This is a genomic window from Micromonospora sp. WMMD1155 (assembly GCF_029581275.1).
Classification (GTDB): Bacteria; Actinomycetota; Actinomycetes; order Mycobacteriales; family Micromonosporaceae; genus Micromonospora.
This window is the reverse complement of sequence record NZ_CP120742.1, coordinates 3189183-3207770: the sequence shown is the minus strand read 5'-3', so window position 1 is coordinate 3207770 and position 18588 is coordinate 3189183. Positions and strand designations below refer to the sequence as shown.

22 protein-coding genes are annotated in these 18588 nt (G+C 68.4%); 12 read left to right on the top strand and 10 right to left on the bottom strand.

The window, feature by feature from the left end:
- Positions 1-8: 8 nt before the first annotated feature.
- Both O7617_RS14610 and O7617_RS14605 read left to right on the top strand, forming a co-directional pair.
- The gene (locus O7617_RS14610; RefSeq protein ID WP_282264160.1) at positions 9-1211 is read left to right on the top strand and encodes a hypothetical protein; all 1203 of its coding nucleotides are present in this window, start codon (positions 9-11) and stop codon (positions 1209-1211) included.
- 212 nt (positions 1212-1423) lie between these two features.
- Positions 1424-1867 carry an HNH endonuclease gene (locus tag O7617_RS14605; RefSeq protein WP_282264158.1) on the top strand — a complete coding sequence of 148 codons (444 nt, stop codon included), beginning with the start codon at positions 1424-1426 and terminating at the stop codon, positions 1865-1867.
- Positions 1868-1936: 69 nt separating this feature from the next.
- Here the strand turns inward: O7617_RS14605 and O7617_RS14600 are convergent, their stop codons facing one another.
- Positions 1937-3574 (bottom strand): serine/threonine-protein kinase, encoded by a 1638-nt coding sequence (locus tag O7617_RS14600; RefSeq protein WP_282264155.1) that lies wholly within the window; start codon positions 3572-3574, stop codon positions 1937-1939.
- A gap of 97 nt (positions 3575-3671) precedes the next feature.
- A complete protein-coding gene (locus tag O7617_RS14595) occupies positions 3672-4445 on the bottom strand; it encodes an enoyl-CoA hydratase/isomerase family protein (protein ID WP_282264154.1) in 774 nt (257 codons plus the stop codon).
- A gap of 251 nt (positions 4446-4696) precedes the next feature.
- On the opposite strand from O7617_RS14595, the gene O7617_RS14590 reads away from it, so the two are divergent.
- Positions 4697-5242: a hypothetical protein gene (locus O7617_RS14590; RefSeq protein ID WP_282264153.1), complete on the top strand. Its 546-nt coding sequence runs from the start codon at positions 4697-4699 to the stop codon at positions 5240-5242.
- On the opposite strand, the gene O7617_RS14585 is transcribed toward O7617_RS14590, so the two are convergent.
- From O7617_RS14585 to O7617_RS14565, 5 genes are all read right to left on the bottom strand, one after another.
- Positions 5230-5874 carry a histidine phosphatase family protein gene (locus O7617_RS14585; RefSeq protein WP_282264152.1) on the bottom strand — a complete coding sequence of 215 codons (645 nt, stop codon included), beginning with the start codon at positions 5872-5874 and terminating at the stop codon, positions 5230-5232. The two genes, O7617_RS14590 and O7617_RS14585, sit on opposite strands and share 13 nt — an antisense overlap.
- Before the next feature lie 68 nt (positions 5875-5942).
- Positions 5943-6608, bottom strand: coding sequence for a DUF998 domain-containing protein (locus O7617_RS14580; RefSeq protein WP_282264151.1), 666 nt, complete (start codon positions 6606-6608; stop codon positions 5943-5945).
- An 11-nt stretch (positions 6609-6619) separates the two neighbouring features.
- A complete protein-coding gene (locus O7617_RS14575; RefSeq protein WP_282264149.1) occupies positions 6620-7039 on the bottom strand; it encodes a VOC family protein in 420 nt (139 codons plus the stop codon).
- A gap of 35 nt (positions 7040-7074) precedes the next feature.
- A complete protein-coding gene (locus O7617_RS14570; RefSeq protein ID WP_282264148.1) occupies positions 7075-7476 on the bottom strand; it encodes an AraC family transcriptional regulator in 402 nt (133 codons plus the stop codon).
- A gap of 466 nt (positions 7477-7942) precedes the next feature.
- Entirely contained in the window at positions 7943-8293 is a 351-nt protein-coding gene (locus O7617_RS14565; protein WP_282264147.1) for a hypothetical protein, read from the bottom strand.
- 1227 nt (positions 8294-9520) lie between these two features.
- On the opposite strand from O7617_RS14565, the gene O7617_RS14560 reads away from it, so the two are divergent.
- On the top strand, positions 9521-11218 hold the full coding sequence (locus tag O7617_RS14560; protein WP_282264146.1) for an Eco57I restriction-modification methylase domain-containing protein: 1698 nt from the start codon (positions 9521-9523) through the stop codon (positions 11216-11218).
- Here the strand turns inward: O7617_RS14560 and O7617_RS14555 are convergent.
- Positions 11179-12030, bottom strand: a complete 852-nt coding sequence (locus O7617_RS14555) for a PaeR7I family type II restriction endonuclease (RefSeq protein WP_282264145.1) — start codon at positions 12028-12030, stop codon at positions 11179-11181. The two genes, O7617_RS14560 and O7617_RS14555, sit on opposite strands and share 40 nt — an antisense overlap.
- A gap of 670 nt (positions 12031-12700) precedes the next feature.
- Between O7617_RS14555 and O7617_RS14550 the strand changes: the two genes are divergently transcribed.
- Positions 12701-13264: an HD domain-containing protein gene (locus tag O7617_RS14550; RefSeq protein ID WP_282264144.1), complete on the top strand. Its 564-nt coding sequence runs from the start codon at positions 12701-12703 to the stop codon at positions 13262-13264.
- Here O7617_RS14550 and O7617_RS14545 read toward each other — a convergent pair.
- Complete coding sequence (locus O7617_RS14545) at positions 13252-13722, bottom strand: NUDIX domain-containing protein (RefSeq protein WP_282264143.1); 471 nt, start codon at positions 13720-13722, stop codon at positions 13252-13254. The genes O7617_RS14550 and O7617_RS14545 overlap by 13 nt on opposite strands.
- 4 nt (positions 13723-13726) lie before the next feature.
- Positions 13727-14485, bottom strand: a complete 759-nt coding sequence (locus tag O7617_RS14540) for an XRE family transcriptional regulator (RefSeq protein WP_282264142.1) — start codon at positions 14483-14485, stop codon at positions 13727-13729.
- Between the two features lie 176 nt (positions 14486-14661).
- On the opposite strand from O7617_RS14540, the gene O7617_RS14535 reads away from it, so the two are divergent.
- The 7 genes from O7617_RS14535 (at position 14662) to O7617_RS14505 (ending at position 18529) form a co-directional block, all read left to right on the top strand.
- Positions 14662-14982: a hypothetical protein gene (locus tag O7617_RS14535; protein WP_348774179.1), complete on the top strand. Its 321-nt coding sequence runs from the start codon at positions 14662-14664 to the stop codon at positions 14980-14982.
- 280 nt (positions 14983-15262) lie between these two features.
- A complete protein-coding gene (locus tag O7617_RS14530; RefSeq protein WP_282264140.1) occupies positions 15263-16138 on the top strand; it encodes a hypothetical protein in 876 nt (291 codons plus the stop codon).
- An 86-nt stretch (positions 16139-16224) separates the two neighbouring features.
- Positions 16225-17097 carry an FtsK/SpoIIIE domain-containing protein gene (locus O7617_RS14525; RefSeq protein WP_282264139.1) on the top strand — a complete coding sequence of 291 codons (873 nt, stop codon included), beginning with the start codon at positions 16225-16227 and terminating at the stop codon, positions 17095-17097.
- Entirely contained in the window at positions 17094-17303 is a 210-nt protein-coding gene (locus O7617_RS14520) for a hypothetical protein (RefSeq protein WP_282264138.1), read from the top strand. Before O7617_RS14525 ends, O7617_RS14520 begins: the two co-directional genes overlap by 4 nt.
- Before the next feature lie 85 nt (positions 17304-17388).
- A complete protein-coding gene (locus tag O7617_RS14515; RefSeq protein WP_282264137.1) occupies positions 17389-17829 on the top strand; it encodes a hypothetical protein in 441 nt (146 codons plus the stop codon).
- Positions 17826-18128, top strand: coding sequence for a hypothetical protein (locus O7617_RS14510; RefSeq protein WP_282264136.1), 303 nt, complete (start codon positions 17826-17828; stop codon positions 18126-18128). Before O7617_RS14515 ends, O7617_RS14510 begins: the two co-directional genes overlap by 4 nt.
- Positions 18125-18529, top strand: a complete 405-nt coding sequence (locus O7617_RS14505) for an RRQRL motif-containing zinc-binding protein (RefSeq protein ID WP_282264135.1) — start codon at positions 18125-18127, stop codon at positions 18527-18529. The genes O7617_RS14510 and O7617_RS14505 overlap by 4 nt, the downstream gene beginning before the upstream one ends.
- Positions 18530-18588 lie beyond the last annotated feature (59 nt).

Below are 18588 nucleotides of genomic sequence, written 5' to 3'. Positions count from 1 at the left end.
AGCGGACGATGTCACCACTGCACCGCGCCGGTGGGGAGAGCGGGCCACCGGTCGACGAGATCGGCCGCGACGACGCGTACCCGCTGGTCCGCGACGAACGCTCCTGCATCGTCACCGCGTTGCGGCTGGGCTGGTGGATGGCCGACGCCTACCACCACGGGCAGCACGCGGAGCTGGGCGTTCCCGCCGAGGCGCGTCCGGCCGTACCGCCGGCCAAGCTCTCCAATCTCACCGAGATGTCCCCGCACCGACGGATGCGGATGTACCTCGACGGGGTGGACGTCGCCCTGGCCCAGATCGCCGAACTCACCAGGCACAACGGGCCGGTACCGGACACGGCCGCAGCCCGGGCCCTGCTGCCCGACCTGGACCGACCCGACACCGCCGACCCGGTGCCCCTGCTGCTCGCCCTCGACGACCTCAACGTGGAGGTACTGCGCTGGGCGATGGCCACCAACCACCGGGTCGGCCTGGCCTACCGGCTGGGTCGATCGGTGGCCGACACCGTCCGAGCCGGTGACGCCACGCAGTTGCTGCGGCAGTTCGGCGGTCGGCAGATCCAGATCAGCAGGTGGTTGGACGAGTTGGCCACCGTCCTGCCGCCGTACTCCGCCGCGGTGGTACGCCGGTCGCTGGCCGCCTGGTCGAGCGCCGTCGACCGGGCCGGGCACGGCGACCCGGCCGGGCCGACGCCCGCCGAACTGAGCCGGGCGCTACGCGGTCAGGGTGACCTCTGGCGCGACGTGCTCACCGGCGGTCTGCACCCGCGCGACCTGCTCGACGAGGAGGACTACGCGGTGATCGCCAGGAACCTGATGATCCGGGACCGCCGACTGGTCGCGCAGGCGGCACGGGGCATCTTCTGGCCGGTGCTCGTACCCGTGCTGCTGGTGCTCTTCGTGGTCGTCGGCGTGAGCGCCGCCGCAGCCGCCGGCTCACCCACCACCCGGGCCACCGTCGCCCTGGTGGGCCTCGGCGCCGGGCTGGCAGCGATCTGGCGGTCGGTGTCCGGGCCGGCGCTGGCGGTCGCGGGCGAGGTCAACCGCCCGCTGCTGGACAGCGAACTCACCGCGCGGATGGCCGTGCGGCTGAACCGACCACTGACCACCGCGCAGGCCCCGCCCCGAGCGACGACCCGCCGCCAGCGGCGTCCCGAGGACGCGGGCCGATCGAAATACGTTGCCGGTGTCTCCCCCGCCGACCTACCGTGATCGCGCACGGTCAACCACCACCGCGGGAGCAGCACATGGCGATGTCGCACGTCACCACCGTGCCGTCGGTGCTGCCCGGCGACGGTTGCCGAGCGGAAGGTCCCCGGGCGGGCCGGCCCGACTGACGCGTACCCGTACGCGCCGAGCCGCCCGTCCGACAGCCGGACCGGGCGGCTCTTCGCTGTCCGGTCACCATCTGGAAAGGAGTCCCGGTGGACGCCGTCCTCGTCGTCAACGCCGACCTCGGCCCGCTGCACCGGGTCACCGTCCAACACGCCGTCCGGATGCTCTGCCGCCGGGTGGCCGAGATCCACGAGGCCGAGCCGGACCGGGTGATCGGTGTCTTCCCGATGCCCCGGGTGGTACGGCTGGTCCGCTACGTGGTCACCAGGTGGCGTTTCAACTCCGGACCGGCCTGGTCCCGCTCCGGTGTGCTGCGCCGCGACCAGAGGTGTTGCGCGTACTGCGGCAGAGCGGCCTCCACCATCGACCACATCCTGCCCCGCTCGCGCGGCGGCCGGAACACCTGGCGGAACACCACCGCCGCCTGCTACGCCTGCAACCAGCGCAAGGGCGACCGGACTCCGGCGGAGGCGGGTATGCCCCTGCTCCGGGAACCGGTGAACCCGGGCTGGGGCGCGCTGGCCGGGCGGTGACGGACCGGCCGGCGGGAACGGGGGGCCGTGTCCGGGTACCGCCCGGGCACGGCACCCGCCGGCCCCCGATCAAGCGGCACGCTCCTTGACCTTGGACTTCGGGCGACCGTTGGGGCAGTTCAGCCGGATCTCACTGCGGTGCTCCGCGGAGGTCAGGTCGACCTGGACCTGCTTCGCCGGGCCGGGGTCGTACGCCTCGGCCCGGAAACCGGGGGCGGGCGTCACCGCGAGCACCTCTACCGACTTCCCGACGCACCGGAAGGTGACGGTCCCGCCGCGTGCGTCCGCCGACGTGTCGCCACCGGGGGCCGGCGTCGGCGCGGCACCGGTCGGGCTCACGGTCGTGCTCGGGGCTGGACTGCTGGCGGACGGGCTCGGCCCGGCCGGAGGGCCCGACCGGGAGGCAGGCGCGCCGGTCGGGGCGGGCGGGACCACGGCCGGTCCCGTGTCGTCCACGACGACCGGCTCCTCCCTGCTCGGCATCCCCACCGTGGTGGTGCCCGGGCCGGTACCCGTCACAGGCCCCTTCGGGCCGGGTCGGCGGTTGTTCGAGTCGCCGAGCGACCCGGCCATCGCCACCGCAGCCAGTACCGCGCCGCTGACCGCCACCATTGCCCGTCGCCGACGCCACGTTCCCCGCAAGTAGATCGGGGCGGCGCTCGCCAGGGCGGTCGGATCGGCGCGCGGTGCGCGGTCCTCTACGGTGCCGCCAGCCCCCGCGTCGGCGGCCGTCCCGCCCGCGTCGATGCCTGGCGTGCGGGCCATCCCGCCGGTGTCAGCAGCCGGTCCGGCGGCCGTCCCGCTCACCCCGGCGGCCGTCCCGCTCACCTCAGCAGCCGTCGCCCTCGCTTCAGCGGCCGTCCCGCTCACCGTCCCCCTCACCTCGGCGGCCGGGCTGGCAGCGGCGGCGTCGAGCAGGATTCGGGCCGCCTCGACGGCCGGCGGTCGATCGGCGGGATCGCGGGCCAGACACCAGCGGTAGAGCCGGTGGACCTCGGGCGGTACACCGTCGATCGTGGGCAGTGCCGCCGGTTCGACGTGCGTGTGGGCGCGGAGCGCCCCACCCTGCGCCTCGGGGTGCCACGGCAGTCGGCCGGTGAGCACCCGGCGCAGCAGCAGGCCGAGGGCGTACACATCGCAGGCCGGAAGGACCTTGCCGGCCTCCAGCCGCTCCGGCGCCAGGTACGCGGGCGTACCCAACAACCGCCCCTCGAAGTCGATCTCCGAGTCACCGGTGGCCGCGGCGATGCCGAAGTCGAGCACCTTGGCCCCGGTCGGCGTGAGCATCACGTTGCCCGGCTTGATGTCCCGATGTACCAACCCCCGCGCGTGCGCGTCGGCGAGCGCGGAGGCCACCTCGGCGCAGACCCGCAGACCGGCCCGCGGCGGCAACGGCCCGACCGCCAACCGTTGTTCGAGGGTGTGACCGCCGAGCAACTCCATCACCACGAACGGAACCAGGACACCGTCGACAGTCGACTCGCCGTAGTCGTAGACGCTTGTGACGTGCGGATGAGACAGACGGGCCGCCGCCCTGGCCTCACCCTGGATCCGCTGCCGCGCGCCGGCGTCCGCTGCGACCAGCACCTTCACCGCGACATCCCGTTCGAGCACCTCGTCGTACGCCCGGTGCACCGCCGACATGCCACCACTGCCGAGGCGCTCCAGGAGCCGGTAGCGGCCCGCGAGCAACTGATCACGCTGCACGACCGACAGCCTGCCGTACCGGCCCGATGACGGGCCACCCGGGATCGAGGCCTCGCAATGGGTGCAGCTCAGCCCGATCGCGCGCCGACCCCTGTGGTCAGTCGCCGGTGGGTGGCTGCCAGGCGAAGCGGGGCGTACGGCGCTCGGCTATCGCCGCGACACCCTCCCTGGCCTCACCGGTGGTCACCACCTTCCGGTGCCACCAGGCCACGCGCGTCGGCCCGGCCCGGCCGTCGATGATCTCCTTCGCGGCGGCGACGCTCACCGGCGACCGTTGGGCGATCGTCGCCGTCAACTCGTCCACCCGGGCGGCGAGCCCGTCGCCCGGCAGCACCTCGTCGACCAGACCGACCCGCAGGGCGCGTTCGGCGCCGATCAGCTCGGCGGTGAACAGCAGATGCTTGGCGGCGGACGGGCCCACCAGCCGGGCCAGGCGGCGCGTGGTCGGCCCCGGATAGACCAGACCGAGCCGGGCCGGCGGTACGCCGAAACGGGCGTCGTCCGCGGCGATCCGCAGATCGCAGGCGACCGCGAGTTGGGCGCCCCCGCCGACGCAGGCACCACGGATGGCCGCCACGGTCGGCTTGGCGAAACGGGCCAGCCGTTCCTCGGCGTCCACCGCGATGCTGGCGTCACCGGCGTCCAGCAGTTCGGCCAGATCGCCGAGGTCGGCACCCGCGCAGAAGGCGTCACCCGCACCGGTGAGCACCAGCGCCCGTACGCCGGGGTCGGGTTCCAGCCGATCGAGCAGTTCGGGGAGCTGACGCCACATGGCGGCCGTCATCGCGTTACGCCGAGCCGGGTTGTGGATCACCACCGTCGCGACCGGTCCGGTCACCTCGACTGTCAACTCCGCGTCCGACACGCCCACCTCCCCATCCGCGCCACAGTGCGAACCGACGCCGACCGGCCCGCGACGCTCCCGCCTGCCCCGCGACGCCGACCGACCCGCGACGCTCCCGACGCCGCGCGCCGGTCCCGGCGACCATAACCGCGCCCGCCCGCGACCGGTCGGCCAGGGCCGCCGCAGGCGTTGTGCTGGGCACGGCACCGGATCGACGACGCCGTCCGGAGGATGCCCTTGCCGGGGAACCGACGCTGCGGGCCGAGCGTCCGACGAGGATGAGAGCCACGTCGACAACCGGCGTCACCGTCGCGCTACTGGTAGCCCTGCTGGCCGGATGCACCAGCACCGACCGGGCCGGCACCGCCGGAGATCCTCCTCCGCAGACCCCCGCCCCGACGGCCACCGCCCCGGCCACCGGCACCCTCCTGCCGACCACCGCCCCGACCAGCCTCGCAGCGACCAGCGCGGCACCCCAGGTGACGCTACGGATGTCCGGCGGCTTCGCCGGGCGTGGTGACTCCATCACCGTCGAGCCGGACGGCCGGTGGACCATGGTGGACCGGGCCGGCAGTCGACGCAGCGGCAAGCTCACTCCCGCCGACCTGGGCACCCTGACCAGCCTGGCCACCGACCCCCAGCTGGCCGCCGAGGCCGGACCGCCACCCACCTCGACCAGCTGCTCGGACGTGTTCCACTACCGGCTGACCGTCGGCACCAACGAGAGCGGGTACGCCGACTGCCCGGCCGACGCCAGCCCGCCGCCGGCCACCCAGGCGGTGGTCAAGCTGCTGTTGCGGGCCACCGGCACCTACACCAGGTAGTCCGGGGGCAGGCCGGTGCCCCGCAACTCCGGCGGAAGGTGGGCCACGTCGTTGACGGCGAGCAGATTCGGCGGGCCGGAGGGGCTGTACCGGATCACGGTCAACCCCGCGTTGTGCGAGTTCAGGCCCAACCATCGCCGCTCCGGCGCGTCGAGGGCGTGCCGTACCAGCCAGCCGATCAGGAAGGTGTGCGTCACGACCAGCTCGCGCACCGCCTCGTCACCGGCCGTCGCCTCGCCTGCCGGTCCGGCGAACCGCCGCACGGCCGCCGCCGTCACCTGCGGCCCGCCGGCCCGCTGGGCCGCCGAGAACTGCGCCAGGAACGTCGCGTACGCGGGCGGCAGGCCGCTCGGATCGGTGTCGTGTGGGAGGTGGTCACCGGCCAACTCCGTCTCGTACACCGGAACCTCGGGCAGCGACTCGGCGACCAGCTCAGCGGTCTGCGCGGCCCGACGCAACGGCCCGTGGTGGACGGCGGCGAACCGCCGGCCCCGCAGCCGTTCGCCGAGCAGGGTGGCCTGGCGCCGGCCGCGCTCCGACAGGCCGGAGTCCGGCTCCTCGGTCGCGGTGCCACTCAGCTCGGTCAGGTCCTGTTCGGCGTGCCGGGCGAGGTACAGCAGTCGGGTCACCATGTCGCACACCTCAACACACCGGGAGGCGCGGTTGCGACCCCGCGCCTCCCGGTCCCGCGCACGTCGGCTCAGTCGGCCTTTCCGGACGCCGCTCGCGCGAAGGTGACCGACACCCACAGCCAACCGGCCGAGACCGCCAGGCCGAACGCCACCATCACGGTCGGTGCCGGTCGGACCATCAACGCGACCCAGCTCACCGCGAAGAAGACCCCGGTCGCCAAGCTGTACGCGGCTCGACCACCTGCCCCCTGCCGTGCGGCCCGGCGGGCCGCCACCACCGTCGCCACGATCAGCGACACGAAGGCGACCGCCGCCACCAGGAAGTGCAGGCCGCCGTGCCAGCTGATCTGACCGGCGCCCCGAGGCGTGCCCACCGGGAAGCCGTCGGCCGGATCGGCGCTGAAGATCGCCGCCCCGATCAGGCCCAGGCCGTACAGCGCGAGCAGCCGAGGCAGCCACACCGAGCCTGCTTCGGTACGGCGTCGCAGCGCGTTCGCGGCCAGCGCACAGAGCACTCCGCTGAGCAGAAACGTGACGATCTGGATCCAGCCCAACTCGCCGGTGCTCAACACGCTGACCGGATGCCGGCGGAAGTCGAAGCCCTCGCGGGTCGACGCCTGCACGATCGCCGAGACGGCGAAGAGCGGACCGGCGAGCACTCCGGCGATCAGCAGTGCACGGTCCCGACCGACGGCGGCCGGTCGTACCAGGGGGAGATGTGCCGCCTGACTCATCGTCCGCTCCCCTACGCCCGCGGGAACATCTGGCCGATGCGGATCTTGTTGCCGAACGGGTCCCGGATGCCGAAGTCGATCCCGTACGGGCGCTCGGTCGGCTCGTCGGTGATCTCGACACCCTTCGCCACCAGGTCCTCGTGCGTCTTGCGGGCGTCGTCGGTGGTCATGAAGAGGTAGCCGCCCAGGGCACCCTTGGCGAGCAGCTCACGGACCTGCTCGGCGGTGGCCGGGTCCAGTGCCGGCGGGCCGGGCTTCTCCAACAGGATCTCCCGCTCCGGGTCGCCGGGGAGGTTGACCGTCAGCCACCGCATGAAGCCGAGATCCTGATCGGTGTTGACCTCCATGCCGAGCTTGTTCACGTAGAAATCGAGCGCCTCGTCCTGGTCGAGGACGTAGATCTGGGAGCGGCTGATCGCGTTCATCGTCATGCCCATAACGCTAGAGGCCTGCCGTGACCTGCGGCTTATCCAAAACTGCTGGGTCTGGTCCAGGCCTTGGCGAAGCAGGACGGCACGTTGGCCGCGGCGACGCGATGACGCCGGAAATCCGAGGGTGACTCACCGACGATCTGGCGGAACGTCCGGCTGAACGTGCCCAGGCTGCCGAAGCCGACGGCGTAGCAGATGTCCGTCACGTCGCGGTCGGTCTCCACCAGGAACGTCATGGCCCGCTCCACCCGGCGACGTTGCAGGTAGCGGTGTGGGGTCTCACCGAACGTGGCCCGGAAGGTACGGATGAAGTGCGCCTCGGAGACGTGCGCGATCCGCGCCAGCGCGGGGATGTCCAGGGGCTCGGCGTACGCCCGGTCCATCGCGTCCCGGGCGCGCAGCATCGCCCGGTTCGACTCCTCCACCGCCCGACTCATGGGCCTCCGTCTCGCCCGGTCGACCGTTACGCCCACCGATGCGGGATCGGGGGTATAGATGGAGCCCCCGGCCGGGATCGAACCGGCGACATCTCGCTTACAAGCTCTGTGCAGGTCGTCCGGCCTGGTCCATCCGCGTTCGCGGTCTCGGGCGATTGTACGCGCGTTGCTGTCGCCGGACGTCCTCGGTCGGGCCGGTTGCTGTCGCCGTTGCTGTCGATCAACGACCAGTGCGAACCCCGCCGAGGGGATGCGGACTGATACTGCCTCCTGCTGTCATCTGGTTCGGTGTCAACAGGCAGGCCCGGGGCATCGTCGGCTGATCTTCGGAATCGACTCGTGCTGGCCTTCTCGCCGCTTCCTTGCTGTCCGGCACCCCCGTCGCGCACCACGCAGCGGAGCGGTCGCCCACCATCCGGTGGACGACCGCTCCATGCTGTAGCTTCGGCCGGTTGAGCGGCCCCGATCACCGTCGCCGATTCAGGTGAACGAGGTAGATGGCCAGCGAGATGGCGAAGGCAATGCCGCTGACCGAGAGCGTGATCTCGGCCGACGCCTTCGCCTTGATGCAGGCGATCAAGGCGATCACCGGCCAGACGGCGGCCGCGATCACCTCGACCAGGTAGCACCAGCTCGCCGACGTGCGGCCGGTTGAATCCCGGATGCGAACCGTGGCCTGAACCCCGCCGGGACCGCTGAGCTGAGCCTCGGCCTCGATGTCCTGGCTCCACCCTCGCTCGGTGAGCTCGCCCTCCGGGTTCCCCGCCGCCGTCAGGTCATCCTGGACCTGCCGCTCAGGCCGGGTGGGACTTGTCATGCGTTCCTGCACCTTTCAAACAAGGGCCATCCCCACCGAGCCCTCCCCCACAGCCCCGCCCCGGGGCTACGGTCAGTCACACTAGCACCTCCAGTCACAGGACCTACGCGAATCGGCCGCATATCCACCGTACGTTTGTACGGTCTTCGCGACGCCGGGACGAAGGTGGCCGCTGTGGCCATAAGCGGCAAAGGCGGCAGTTGACCTTGAGTCATCATTTGTTCACCGTCAGCCATTGCTCCCCGGTGCGTTCAGTCGTTAGGTCAACCGTAAGAAGCTTCCAAGGTGGATGACACTGTGTGGCCCGTATCATCCGCGTGTTGCCCTGCCCCTCGAGGCCGCTCGAGGGCCTGCTACCTTGCCCCAGCTGTCTAACCCCTAGTCGTATGTGTGTCAGTGTGAGACATTGGAACAGCGAGAGCTGGTACATACAACGTATGACTGGGACAGCAAGGCAGTGCTCCTGGCGCGGCAAGAGCTAGACGGCTCGGGCCGCCAAGGAGGGCAGGTACGACCCCCGCCTGCCAACAAATGAAGGAAGCAGCGATTAAGCCGCAACCACCAGGAGAAGGAGTACATCGTGGCTAAGACGGGAAGTGTGCTGCACCGCCCAGACGCGGGACTGGGACGGCAGCTCACTACCCCTGAGGACCTGGAGGGAGCGGATATGAGCAGCGGGCAGACCCGCGGTCGCGACAGCACGTCTGCCGCGCAACCGGCCGACTCTGGCAGCTCTCGCCTAGGTCACACTGGCGGCGGAAGCGGTGGGGGAGGCGGTGGCGGTGGCGGAAGTTCCCTTGTCCGCGTAACTGTCAACCTCGCGCCTCGCTCAGTGGAAGCCCTCGATCTTGCCTGCGAGAGGACCGGAGACAGCAAGACCGACACCATCAACCGCGCCCTAGTTGTGTACAACCTTGTGCTAGAGCTTCTTGAGCGGGGCGGCGGCAGACTACGGCTTCAAAATCGCGACGGCGAGACCGAGACGATCCACATCCTTTAATCTTCGCTAGCCTGCCGCGACCCATAACACCCCTCAACCAGTGAAGCCCGGCAGCCGTCGGGCTTCACTGCTACGCGGCCCCTGCCCGCCCACTCCGCCAGATGCGGCCGGAAGCTGCCAGGCACTGGGAATCCGCGCTGGCGGTCGCCGTCGCTCGACACGCACAGTCCGTCGGCCGGCCATAGCGGCAGATCCTCGCCCGGCCTTCGGTGCCGTACGCTGCCCTGATGGCCATTTCATCGAGGGGCGAAGCACTCATGCTTGATGTTGGGATGTCGGCTCTAGCGCCCATCCCTGCTGAAGCGGTCGTGCACGGTGAGGTGTTCACCCGGCGATGGATTGTGGATTTCGTCCTCGACCTGGCCGGCTACACGGCTGATCGCGACCTCGCCGACCTCGTTGCCGTCGAGCCAGCTTGCGGCACGGGCGCCTTTCTCGGACCGATGGTCGAACGCCTGAGCAGGTCGTGCCACATCCATGGTCGACCTGTAACCAGCGCCGCCACCTCCCTTCGCGCCTTCGATCTTCTGTCGCGCAACGTCGAGCTCAGCCGCCGCCTCGTCGAAAAGGTGCTTGTCGACGACGGATGGTCATCCGAGGACGCGGCAGCGCTTGCCCAAAGTTGGGTGCAGGAAGGCGACTACCTACTGCGCGATAGAGACAGCGAACCTGTGGACTTTGTCCTCGGAAATCCTCCTTATATCCGATTGGAGGACGTGCCGGCCGATCGGATGGCCGCCTACCGCGCCGCCTGCCCCGCCATGATCGGACGCTCGGACATCTATGTCGGGTTCTACGAAGTCGGATTGCGATCGCTCAAGGCCGGAGGAGCACTCGGCTTCATCTGTGCCGACAGGTGGATGCGCAACCAGTACGGAAGACACCTGCGGGAACTCATCGCAGCGAGCTACAGCGTCGATGCGACGATCACAATGCACGACGTGGACGCCTTCGATCAGCAGGTCTCCGCCTATCCCGCGATCTCGATCCTCAGGCGAGAACAGCAGGGCCCCGCAGTTGTCGCCGACACCACTCGCGCCTTCGGCCCCGCTGATGCTGCGGACCTACTTGCATGGGTCCAGCAGCCGGAAAGCCCGTCGGTAGTGAACGACCGGTTCGAGGTCAGCCGCCTCCCGCATTGGTTTGAGGGGTCGGAGTCTTGGCCCACTGGCTCACCAGCGACCCTTGCAATGATCGAGGACTTGAATGATCGCTTTCCGCTCCTAGAGGATCCAGGCACCGGCACCCGCGTTGGCATCGGCATCGCTACCGGCGCTGACAGCGTGTTCGTCACAACGGCCGCAACAGTCGAGCCTGACCGTTTGCTACCCCTGTCGATGGTCCGGGACACGGTATCGGGATCGGTATCCTGGTCCGGCCACTGCCTCGTCAATCCCTGGGATGCCGGCAGGATCGTTGACCTGAATGAGTACCCGCGACTCCGCGCCTACTTCGAAAAGCATGCCGTCGCCCTGCGAAGGCGTCATATCGCGGTGAAGCGCCCAGCGAATTGGTATCGGACGATCGACAAGGTCGACCACAACCTCACCGCCAGGCCAAAGCTACTTTTCCCAGATATGAAAACGCACATCCATCCAGTATTGGAAGAGGGCGGCCTTTACCCGCATCATAATCTTTACTACATCGTCTCAGACGAGTGGGACTTGCGGGTACTGGGGGGTTTACTACTGTCAGCGGTTGCGGAAGCTTTCGTGGCGGCATATGCGGTTAGAATGCGTGGGGGAACGCTGCGCTTTCAAGCCCAGTACTTGCGCCGGATTCGGGTTCCCCGACCAGAAGCAATCTCCACGATGGATCGCTTAGCGCTCGCCGATGCTTTCGACCGCCGAGACAGGAAAGCGGCCACGGAAGCCGCATTCCGCATCTATGGCATCGGCAGTGCGGGCGTACTACCGGAAGGGTAATACCGCTTCACCTGAGCTGTTAGCGCTGCCGCAAAGCTCCCATAGCCCAGCGACTCAGGATCCAGTTCCCACCACGCGAATTCATGGACATGCTCCGGAGTCTTAGTCTTTAGCTGCGGACAGTTTTTCGGCTTAATTACACCGGGGCAGTCAGGCCTACTTGTTGCTACCGCCCACGCAGAATCGTAGTGCCCATCCTCTACTAGGCGCTGACTGAGTAGCCGCACTCGATGGACGTACGACCAGTCAGCAAAATAGCGATCCTTGGCGTAACGACTAGAGTCCTTTCCGGACTCGTTCTTGCGGGAAAATATGTCATCCTCAATTATGAATGCGTATCCGATCCAAGGACTCCCCTGAATTAAGCCGGCCTTACGAGCACGAGAAAAGTCCACCGCACTGCCAATAGCTTCTTCGACTCGATTATTGGCGTTGTTTCCGTAAGAAGGACCGTTTTGGCTCTTCAACTCAACGACGATGATCGGGACATCGTGGTGGTGAACAACCAAATCCCACTGCTTCGTGGGCCGATAGTAGCCCGGCAATGTAGTGTTTCTTCCGACTCCGGACCGTCGATTCGGATCACCTTCCGGAGCCTTGTACCACACCTCGTTCAGTGGTGCTCCTGCATCGAGACAGACTTTCGCCAAGAGTCTGGCGACTTCGTCTAGGTGACCGCCCGAGGTCACATTAGCCCTGCCTCCAGCATCCTGCACCTCTCCTCGCTCGGCCTGGCGGAGAGCTGCTCGCTCTCGGCTGGTCCAGTAGGCAAACATGGCGGCGTTGACGTCACGGTCCTGCTCAGGGGTCATCCTCGTCCTCAGCGTCTTGGGCTCTTATGGACAAAAAGATCATGATAGATAGCTCCGAGTGGAACTGCTATCCCGTCTGCCATCGGCCCGCCCTCCTGGGGAGCGGGCCGCCGTCCGGCCCGCCACGTCAAGCGCACCTTGACGCACGTCCGGACGCTGGCGGGTCGGGCGGTGGGCTGCTCGGCTTGCCCGGGTCGATGGCAGACGGGATGGCTCACCGCAACCACCCACTAACCGTGACCCGCCGACGAAGCGCCGGCCATCCTGGAGCCGGAGTGCTCCCGCCGGAGGCGCAGTAGCCGCGACCCTGCGATCGCCGACAGCTCGCCGACGCGGCCGACGTGCGCTCCCCTGCGCCGCGCGGGCTCGTGGCCGCGTGGCCCGGCCGGCTGCCGGCTCAGCCCTCACCGGTTGACGGCCTGTCGTTCTGCGGCGGCCCCTTGGGCTTTCGGCTTCCGCGCCAGCCGCCGGGCGTGTTGCGTGGCCGGAGTCGGAGCGCCAGCGGAGCGACGGACGCGCGCCCAGGCGGCGGCGCGTGCGGCCCGTTCAGGGCCGCCTTGAAGACGTACAGAAACTTTGAACCACTTTGCCGGCAGTCCGGCCGCCCTCGTCTCGTCGCCTGGCTGGTCACGGGATAGCGAGCAGGGTGGCGGCTCCGTACCCTGGCGTCATGGCCGCCCTCGTCGATAGCGCCCGCGAAGTTGCGCGACACCTGTTGGAGACACCGCTACCCCGTCGATGGAGTCACGTCCAGGCGGTCGCCGCCAAGGCGGACCGGATCAGCGGCGCAGTCCCGAACGAGGATCGCCAGGTACTTGTAGCGGCAGCTTGGCTACACGACGTGGGTTACAGCCCGGACCTGGTCGACACCGGCTTTCACTCGCTCGACGGTGGCCGCTGGCTACGCCGCGAGCGCTTCGACGAGCGCATTGCAGCCCTGGTCGCTCACCACTCCTGCGCCTGGCTCGAAGCCGACGAACGTGGACTTGGTGAGGTCCTGGCCGCCGAGTTCCCTCGGGAGGAGACAGCAGTAACCGACGCTATTTGCTGCGCTGACATGACGACCGGGCCGGATGGCCAAGACTTCGAGGTCCTGGACCGGCTGGCAGAGATTCGGTCCCGCTACGGACCGGAGCACCTGGTGACCCGGTTCATCGGCAGGGCGGAACCCGAAATGGTTGCCGCTGTGCAGCGGACTCAGCGCCGGCTCGCTGGCGCCCGTCAGCCGATGTAGGGATTTTGGCGTTCCTCGTAGCCGTGGTTGATGCGGAGCAGAGTCGACGGATGGATGTTGAGTGCGGCCAGCTCGTCGCGTGCTACCCACCGGGCCTCGTGTGACTCGTCGCTCGGGGTCGGAGTTCCGCTGATCGGTCTGGCCCGGAAGCAGAGCGAGAACTGTTGCCGCACCTCGCCGTCCGAGTACTCGATGACATGGCTGGGGTCAGAGTAGACGCCTACCATTCCAGTCACCTCGACGCTAATGCCGGTCTCCTCGTGGACTTCTCGGACGGCCGTCTGGGCGACCGTCTCGCCGACCTCCTGGCCGCCGCCGGGCAGAGACCACAGGCCGTTGTCAGTGCGCTGGATGAGTAGCACCCGGCTGTGCTCGTCACGAACAAAGACGGAGACGGCGACAACGATGCTGTTGGCCTTCGGCGCGTTCGGGTCGTGGTAATGCTCGGTTCTCGCCATGTCTCTAGGCTGCCACCTCGTCGCTTGGCCACGGCTTGGAGGCATCAAGGACGCGGTCGAAGCTGTCGGAGTAGGTGCGGAAGAGGTCGCCACCGTTGAGCTTGCGGAGGTGCATCACGGGCGCGTGTGGCGCTGGAAAACCGAGGACGTGCATGTTGACCAACATCTCGTCATCGAAGCGGTAGATCGAGTTGTACAGAGTCGTGTCGTGACAGACCACCTTGACCCCAGGCGCATCACCAAGCCGGCTGTAGTACTGCTGAACCTGCCGGATCTTTGCGGCCATCACGCCGGGCGCACCTTCCTCGACGCTTCTCCGCTCGATGGCGGGGCTGGTCGGATCGCCGAGCAGGATATTGACCGCTACACCGTCAATGCCCTTTTGACGTAGGACATCGATCAGTCTCGGGTCTTGCTCAACGAGGAACAGTCCGGCGTAGGCGAGCACGTCGATACGCTTCGTGGCGCGTTCGATCAGCCGACGCCACAGGTCCGACGGCACCGAGGATCGCCGTGAGTAGAGCTGAACCATTTCGCTCTGCCCGATCTGCGACGCCTTTTCCGGGGTGACTGCGTCGGGCCACAGGTACGGCACGTCCTCCCGCACCATCGCTGCGATGGCGTGCCGATGACGCGGGTACGGCGTCCGGTCCTGCGTGATCCACCGCTCCACAGTCTTTGCGTCAACCCCGATCCTCTCGGCGACAGCAACCGGGGTCAGGCCGTTGCGCAGGATCGCATCACGTAGCCGCTCGTTCGGCATCCGACACTCCTCAAGGGACAACTAGGGACGAGTTGAGGTTAGCCGAGACGTCCCCAGTCGTCTAGCCCATCGGATGGGTCGTCCTCTGGAAAGCGGGAGCCTTATCCACAGAGGCCACGAGCAACAGTCCACCGGGGACTAGCTCAAGCCCTGGCCAAAGACCCAGGAGGTTTGTCGTGAAGTTGTACGTGGACATCCAGAGCAAGCAGGTTCAGGTGACGAGGGACCCGGAGCCGAAGAACGACCAGAACGGCAATCAGCGGTCGGAGAAGAACACTGGCCGGCTCATGTGGTCGACCCAGGTCTTCGTGCTCGACGAGACTGGCGGCGAGATCATCACCATCACCACGGCGGGTGAGAAGCCGGGCGTGACGGTGGGACAGCTCGTCGCTGTCGAGCAGTTGGAGGCTATTCCGTGGGCAACCAACGGGCGTAACGGCGTCGCGTTCCGTGCGATCTCGCTGAAGCCGAAGGCTGGTAACTCGGCGGCGAAGTAGGTCCCTCGCTCACCGCTCTGTGTGAGCCCTGGTGTCTGACGCAGGAAAGCGGCCGATGGTCCGCTGAGATTCATGGTCCGGGAGTGGTTCCGACTCCTACATTCCCGGCCCGTCACCACCAGTGGTGGTGGCACCTCCCGCAAGAGCTGGCGCGGGGTCGGTCCGACTCCTACATCTGCCGACCCCGTGCCCTCCACTCATCCACCCCAACTCGCGATTGGGAGGACTCGTCGTGTCCAAGTCTAGCCCCCGCCGTCCCTTCGGCGGCAGATCCGGAACGGTGACGGTCATCGAGGCCAAGGTCCACCGTTCCTCGGCCCGCAACGCCCGGTTGGCGTTCGTCCTCACGGCGGTCATCGTCGGCCTCCTCTCGGCCGTGGTGGCCGCTTCTTCCATCCACCCGATCCTTGCCGTGTTCGTCGGCGCTCTCATCGGCATCCCGTGTGGTGCTCTGGCCTGGGTGCTGGTGCGGATCTGGCCGGTTATCCGGCTGCTGTGGTGGTGGAGCACCGAAATCGTGCTCACGGTCCTGCTGCTCACCTTCTGGGTGCAGCTCGCCAACCACACCCCGACCCTGGTGACCCTGCTCGTGGTCGCCCTGGTCGTCGGCGTCCCCGCCGCCAACCACACCATCCGCCGCCAGGTCGTGGCCTGGGCGTGGTGCCTCGTGGTGCGGCATCGGCTGCGCGTGTGCTTCGCGCAGTTCATCATCGCCAACCAGTCCGGCAGCCTCCCGCTGATCCTCTGGGCTCGCCCCACCCCGGTCGGTGAGCGGGTCTGGGTCTACCTGCGCCCCGGCCTGTCCATGGCCGACCTGGAAGGCCGCCTCGACAAGATCGCCGTCACCTGCCACGCCTCGACCGCCCTGGTCGAACGCGCCTCGGACGGCAACGCCGCCTACCTGCGGTTCGACATCAAACGCCGCGAAGTCCTCACCGCCCAGGTGAACTCGCCGCTGGTCGACGTCATCAACCCGGACACCCCCACCGCCGACCGGCCCGCCCCGGTGATCCCCACGGCCCTGGACTTGCCCGACGTCGACGCACCCACCATCACTCTGCCGGCCCAGCCCAAGAAGCCGGCCACCACCGCCAACGGCAGCAAGCCCGCGGCTTCCTCGGCAACCGACGCCGAGGACGTCTCCGACTGGATCTAACCCACCCATCGCCCGGACGCGGGGAGCCTCTTGCGGCTCGTTCGTGTGGCTTCCCGCGCCCACCTACCGCCCAAGGAGGGCACCCAATGACCACCACAACCGACCCCGCTGCGGGGGTTCCGGTGGGGCCTGGCCTGTCGATGTTCGACCCCATCTTCGTCGGCATCGACGAATTCGGTCAGCCCGTCTACATCACCCTCGCCTACCGCAACCTCCTCGCCGGCGGCGAACCCGGCGGAGGCAAAAGCGGCCTGCTCAACGCCATCGCCGCCCACGCCGCCCTCGCCGTCGACTCCCGCCTCGTCCTCCTGGACGGCAAGCTCGTCGAACTCGGCCAGTGGGAAGACTGCGCCGACGCCTTCATCGGCCCCGACATCACCGCCGCCCTGACCGTCCTTCGACGGCTCCAGCAGGTGATGAACAACCGCTACGCCTGGCTCCGCGCCCACGGGCGCCGCAAACTCACCGCCGCCGACAACCTGTCGGTCATCACCGTCCTCGTCGACGAGATCGCCTTCTACTCCGCCACCGTCGGTGCCAAGCAAGAGCAGGAAGAGTTCGTCGCGCTCCTGCGCGACCTCGTCGCCCGAGGCCGTGCGGCCGGCATTCCCGTCGTCGCCGCGACTCAACGGCCGTCGTTCGACATCATCCCCACTAGCCTGCGGGACCTGTTCGGCTACCGGGCCGCTTTCCGCTGCACCACCCCTAACAGCTCGAACATCGTCCTTGGTCACGGCTGGGCCGAGCAGGGCTACTCCGCTACCGACATCTCGCCCAGCAACCAGGGCGCGGCCTATCTCATCGCCGAAGGCGGCATCCCCCGCCGCATCAAGGTCGCCTACCTGTCCGATGCCCAGATCGCCGGCATCGCCGATTACGCCGCTTGGATCCGGCGACCCCGCCGGTTACCGGACCGGGTTCCGGACCTCACTCACGTCGACTTCGGGATCGCGGCATGACCACCCGCGAGCGCGCCTACGCCAAGGCCAACAACCAGCGGGCCGCCCAGTTCACCGAACTGTGGGTCATCGGCCGTCCCGAGGACATCGCGGTGATGGTCCGTGCCGCCTCGGCCAGCGGCCGACTCGTCTACCTGTCCCCGCCGACCCCGATGGGCGGCGACGACAACCGCCACCGCCGCTACCTGCGGCTGCGCACTCACTGATCGGCCGACAGGACCGGGACTTCGCCTGGCAGCAACTACCGGTCCTGCCGACCTCCACCAACAACCTCGAAAGGACGTGGTTGCCATGAAGGCTACCCAGAACCCACCCACCGCAGCACCGGTCACACCTGCTGACCTGCTGCGGATGGCTGCCCTCTACCTGCGCCGCCACGGCTGGCACCAGGGCACCTACTACGCCCACACCACCGACACCCTCACCCCGCCGGCCTGCGCCGCCGGGGCCATCGGCATCGCCTGCGCCGGACACCGTGTCGAGCACTTCTCCCAGCTCGACCCCGACGCTCTCGCCGACTACCTGAACGCGCTGGGCGTGTTTGTCGACTACCTCGACACCACCGCGCCGATGTTCTTCGTCGACGAGGACGGCTACCTGCTCGACGAGCACACCTCCCCGTACTCGTGGAACGACGACCCGACCCGCGCCGCCGAGCAGGTCATCACCGCCCTTGAGGCGGCTGCCACCGAGTGGGACTCCCTCCGCAAGGCGGAAGGGGAGATCCGATGAACACCGTCAAGAAGACCTTGACGCCCAACCTGCCCCGGCAACGGCGTCGGGACGTCGTCGAGAACGACGCCTTCGCCTCGTTCGCTCGGCGCATCATCCGCGCCCACGGCCGTCGCGTCGCCACCGGAGACGTTGAAGCCCTCCGCGACCTCATCGCCCTCTCCTCCGTCATCGACGACGCCATCGGCGAAGCCGTGATCGGTCTGCGGGCCTTCGGCTACTCCTGGGCCGAGATCGGCTCTCGCCTCGGCATCTCCCGTCAGGCTGCCCAGCAGCGCTGGGGTGGTGACAAGCCATGACTGACCTGCGCAGCCGCGACCTCGACAACCTCGCTGAACGCACTGGCATCCGGGTCGAGTTCTACGACCCGCTCGGCACCCGCTACGGGTTCCCCACCTTCCCCTACCAAGGCGCACCTGACGGGCTGGCCACCCTGCGGCAACTGCGCGCCGCCGGCCTTCGCCCCGGAGGGCACGACCCTGTCGCGCAGATCTATTGGCGGCACCGCAAAAACAGGCGGGTCGCCTATCTCTACCGCACTGACCTCGCCGCACCCAAGCGGACCGCTACCCCTGCGCAGCGGGAGGCCATCGCCAAAGCCCTGCTCGCTCGCCGCACCTGCCGGCACTGCGAGCAGGTGAAGCCCTACTACATCCCCCGCCGCTACGGCTGCTGCCTCGACTGCCACGGAGGCCACTAATGGCTGTCCTGATCACCTTCGCCGTCATCTTGCTCATCGGCATCGCCATGGCCTATATG

Excerpts from the sequence above, each read along its gene's own strand:
- O7617_RS14610 (WP_282264160.1), top strand. The coding sequence starts at position 9 with ATGTCACCACTGCACCGCGCCGGTGGGGAGAGCGGGCCACCGGTCGAC.
- O7617_RS14590 (WP_282264153.1), top strand. The coding sequence starts at position 4,697 with ATGAGAGCCACGTCGACAACCGGCGTCACCGTCGCGCTACTGGTAGCC.
- O7617_RS14585 (WP_282264152.1), bottom strand. The coding sequence starts at position 5,874 with ATGGTGACCCGACTGCTGTACCTCGCCCGGCACGCCGAACAGGACCTG.
- O7617_RS14580 (WP_282264151.1), bottom strand. The coding sequence starts at position 6,608 with ATGAGTCAGGCGGCACATCTCCCCCTGGTACGACCGGCCGCCGTCGGT.
- O7617_RS14575 (WP_282264149.1), bottom strand. The coding sequence starts at position 7,039 with ATGACGATGAACGCGATCAGCCGCTCCCAGATCTACGTCCTCGACCAG.
- O7617_RS14570 (WP_282264148.1), bottom strand. The coding sequence starts at position 7,476 with ATGAGTCGGGCGGTGGAGGAGTCGAACCGGGCGATGCTGCGCGCCCGG.
- O7617_RS14565 (WP_282264147.1), bottom strand. The coding sequence starts at position 8,293 with ATGACAAGTCCCACCCGGCCTGAGCGGCAGGTCCAGGATGACCTGACG.
- O7617_RS14560 (WP_282264146.1), top strand. The coding sequence starts at position 9,521 with ATGGCCATTTCATCGAGGGGCGAAGCACTCATGCTTGATGTTGGGATG.
- O7617_RS14555 (WP_282264145.1), bottom strand. The coding sequence starts at position 12,030 with ATGACCCCTGAGCAGGACCGTGACGTCAACGCCGCCATGTTTGCCTAC.
- O7617_RS14550 (WP_282264144.1), top strand. The coding sequence starts at position 12,701 with ATGGCCGCCCTCGTCGATAGCGCCCGCGAAGTTGCGCGACACCTGTTG.
- O7617_RS14545 (WP_282264143.1), bottom strand. The coding sequence starts at position 13,722 with ATGGCGAGAACCGAGCATTACCACGACCCGAACGCGCCGAAGGCCAAC.
- O7617_RS14540 (WP_282264142.1), bottom strand. The coding sequence starts at position 14,485 with ATGCCGAACGAGCGGCTACGTGATGCGATCCTGCGCAACGGCCTGACC.
- O7617_RS14525 (WP_282264139.1), top strand. The coding sequence starts at position 16,225 with ATGACCACCACAACCGACCCCGCTGCGGGGGTTCCGGTGGGGCCTGGC.
- O7617_RS14520 (WP_282264138.1), top strand. The coding sequence starts at position 17,094 with ATGACCACCCGCGAGCGCGCCTACGCCAAGGCCAACAACCAGCGGGCC.
- O7617_RS14515 (WP_282264137.1), top strand. The coding sequence starts at position 17,389 with ATGAAGGCTACCCAGAACCCACCCACCGCAGCACCGGTCACACCTGCT.
- O7617_RS14510 (WP_282264136.1), top strand. The coding sequence starts at position 17,826 with ATGAACACCGTCAAGAAGACCTTGACGCCCAACCTGCCCCGGCAACGG.
- O7617_RS14505 (WP_282264135.1), top strand. The coding sequence starts at position 18,125 with ATGACTGACCTGCGCAGCCGCGACCTCGACAACCTCGCTGAACGCACT.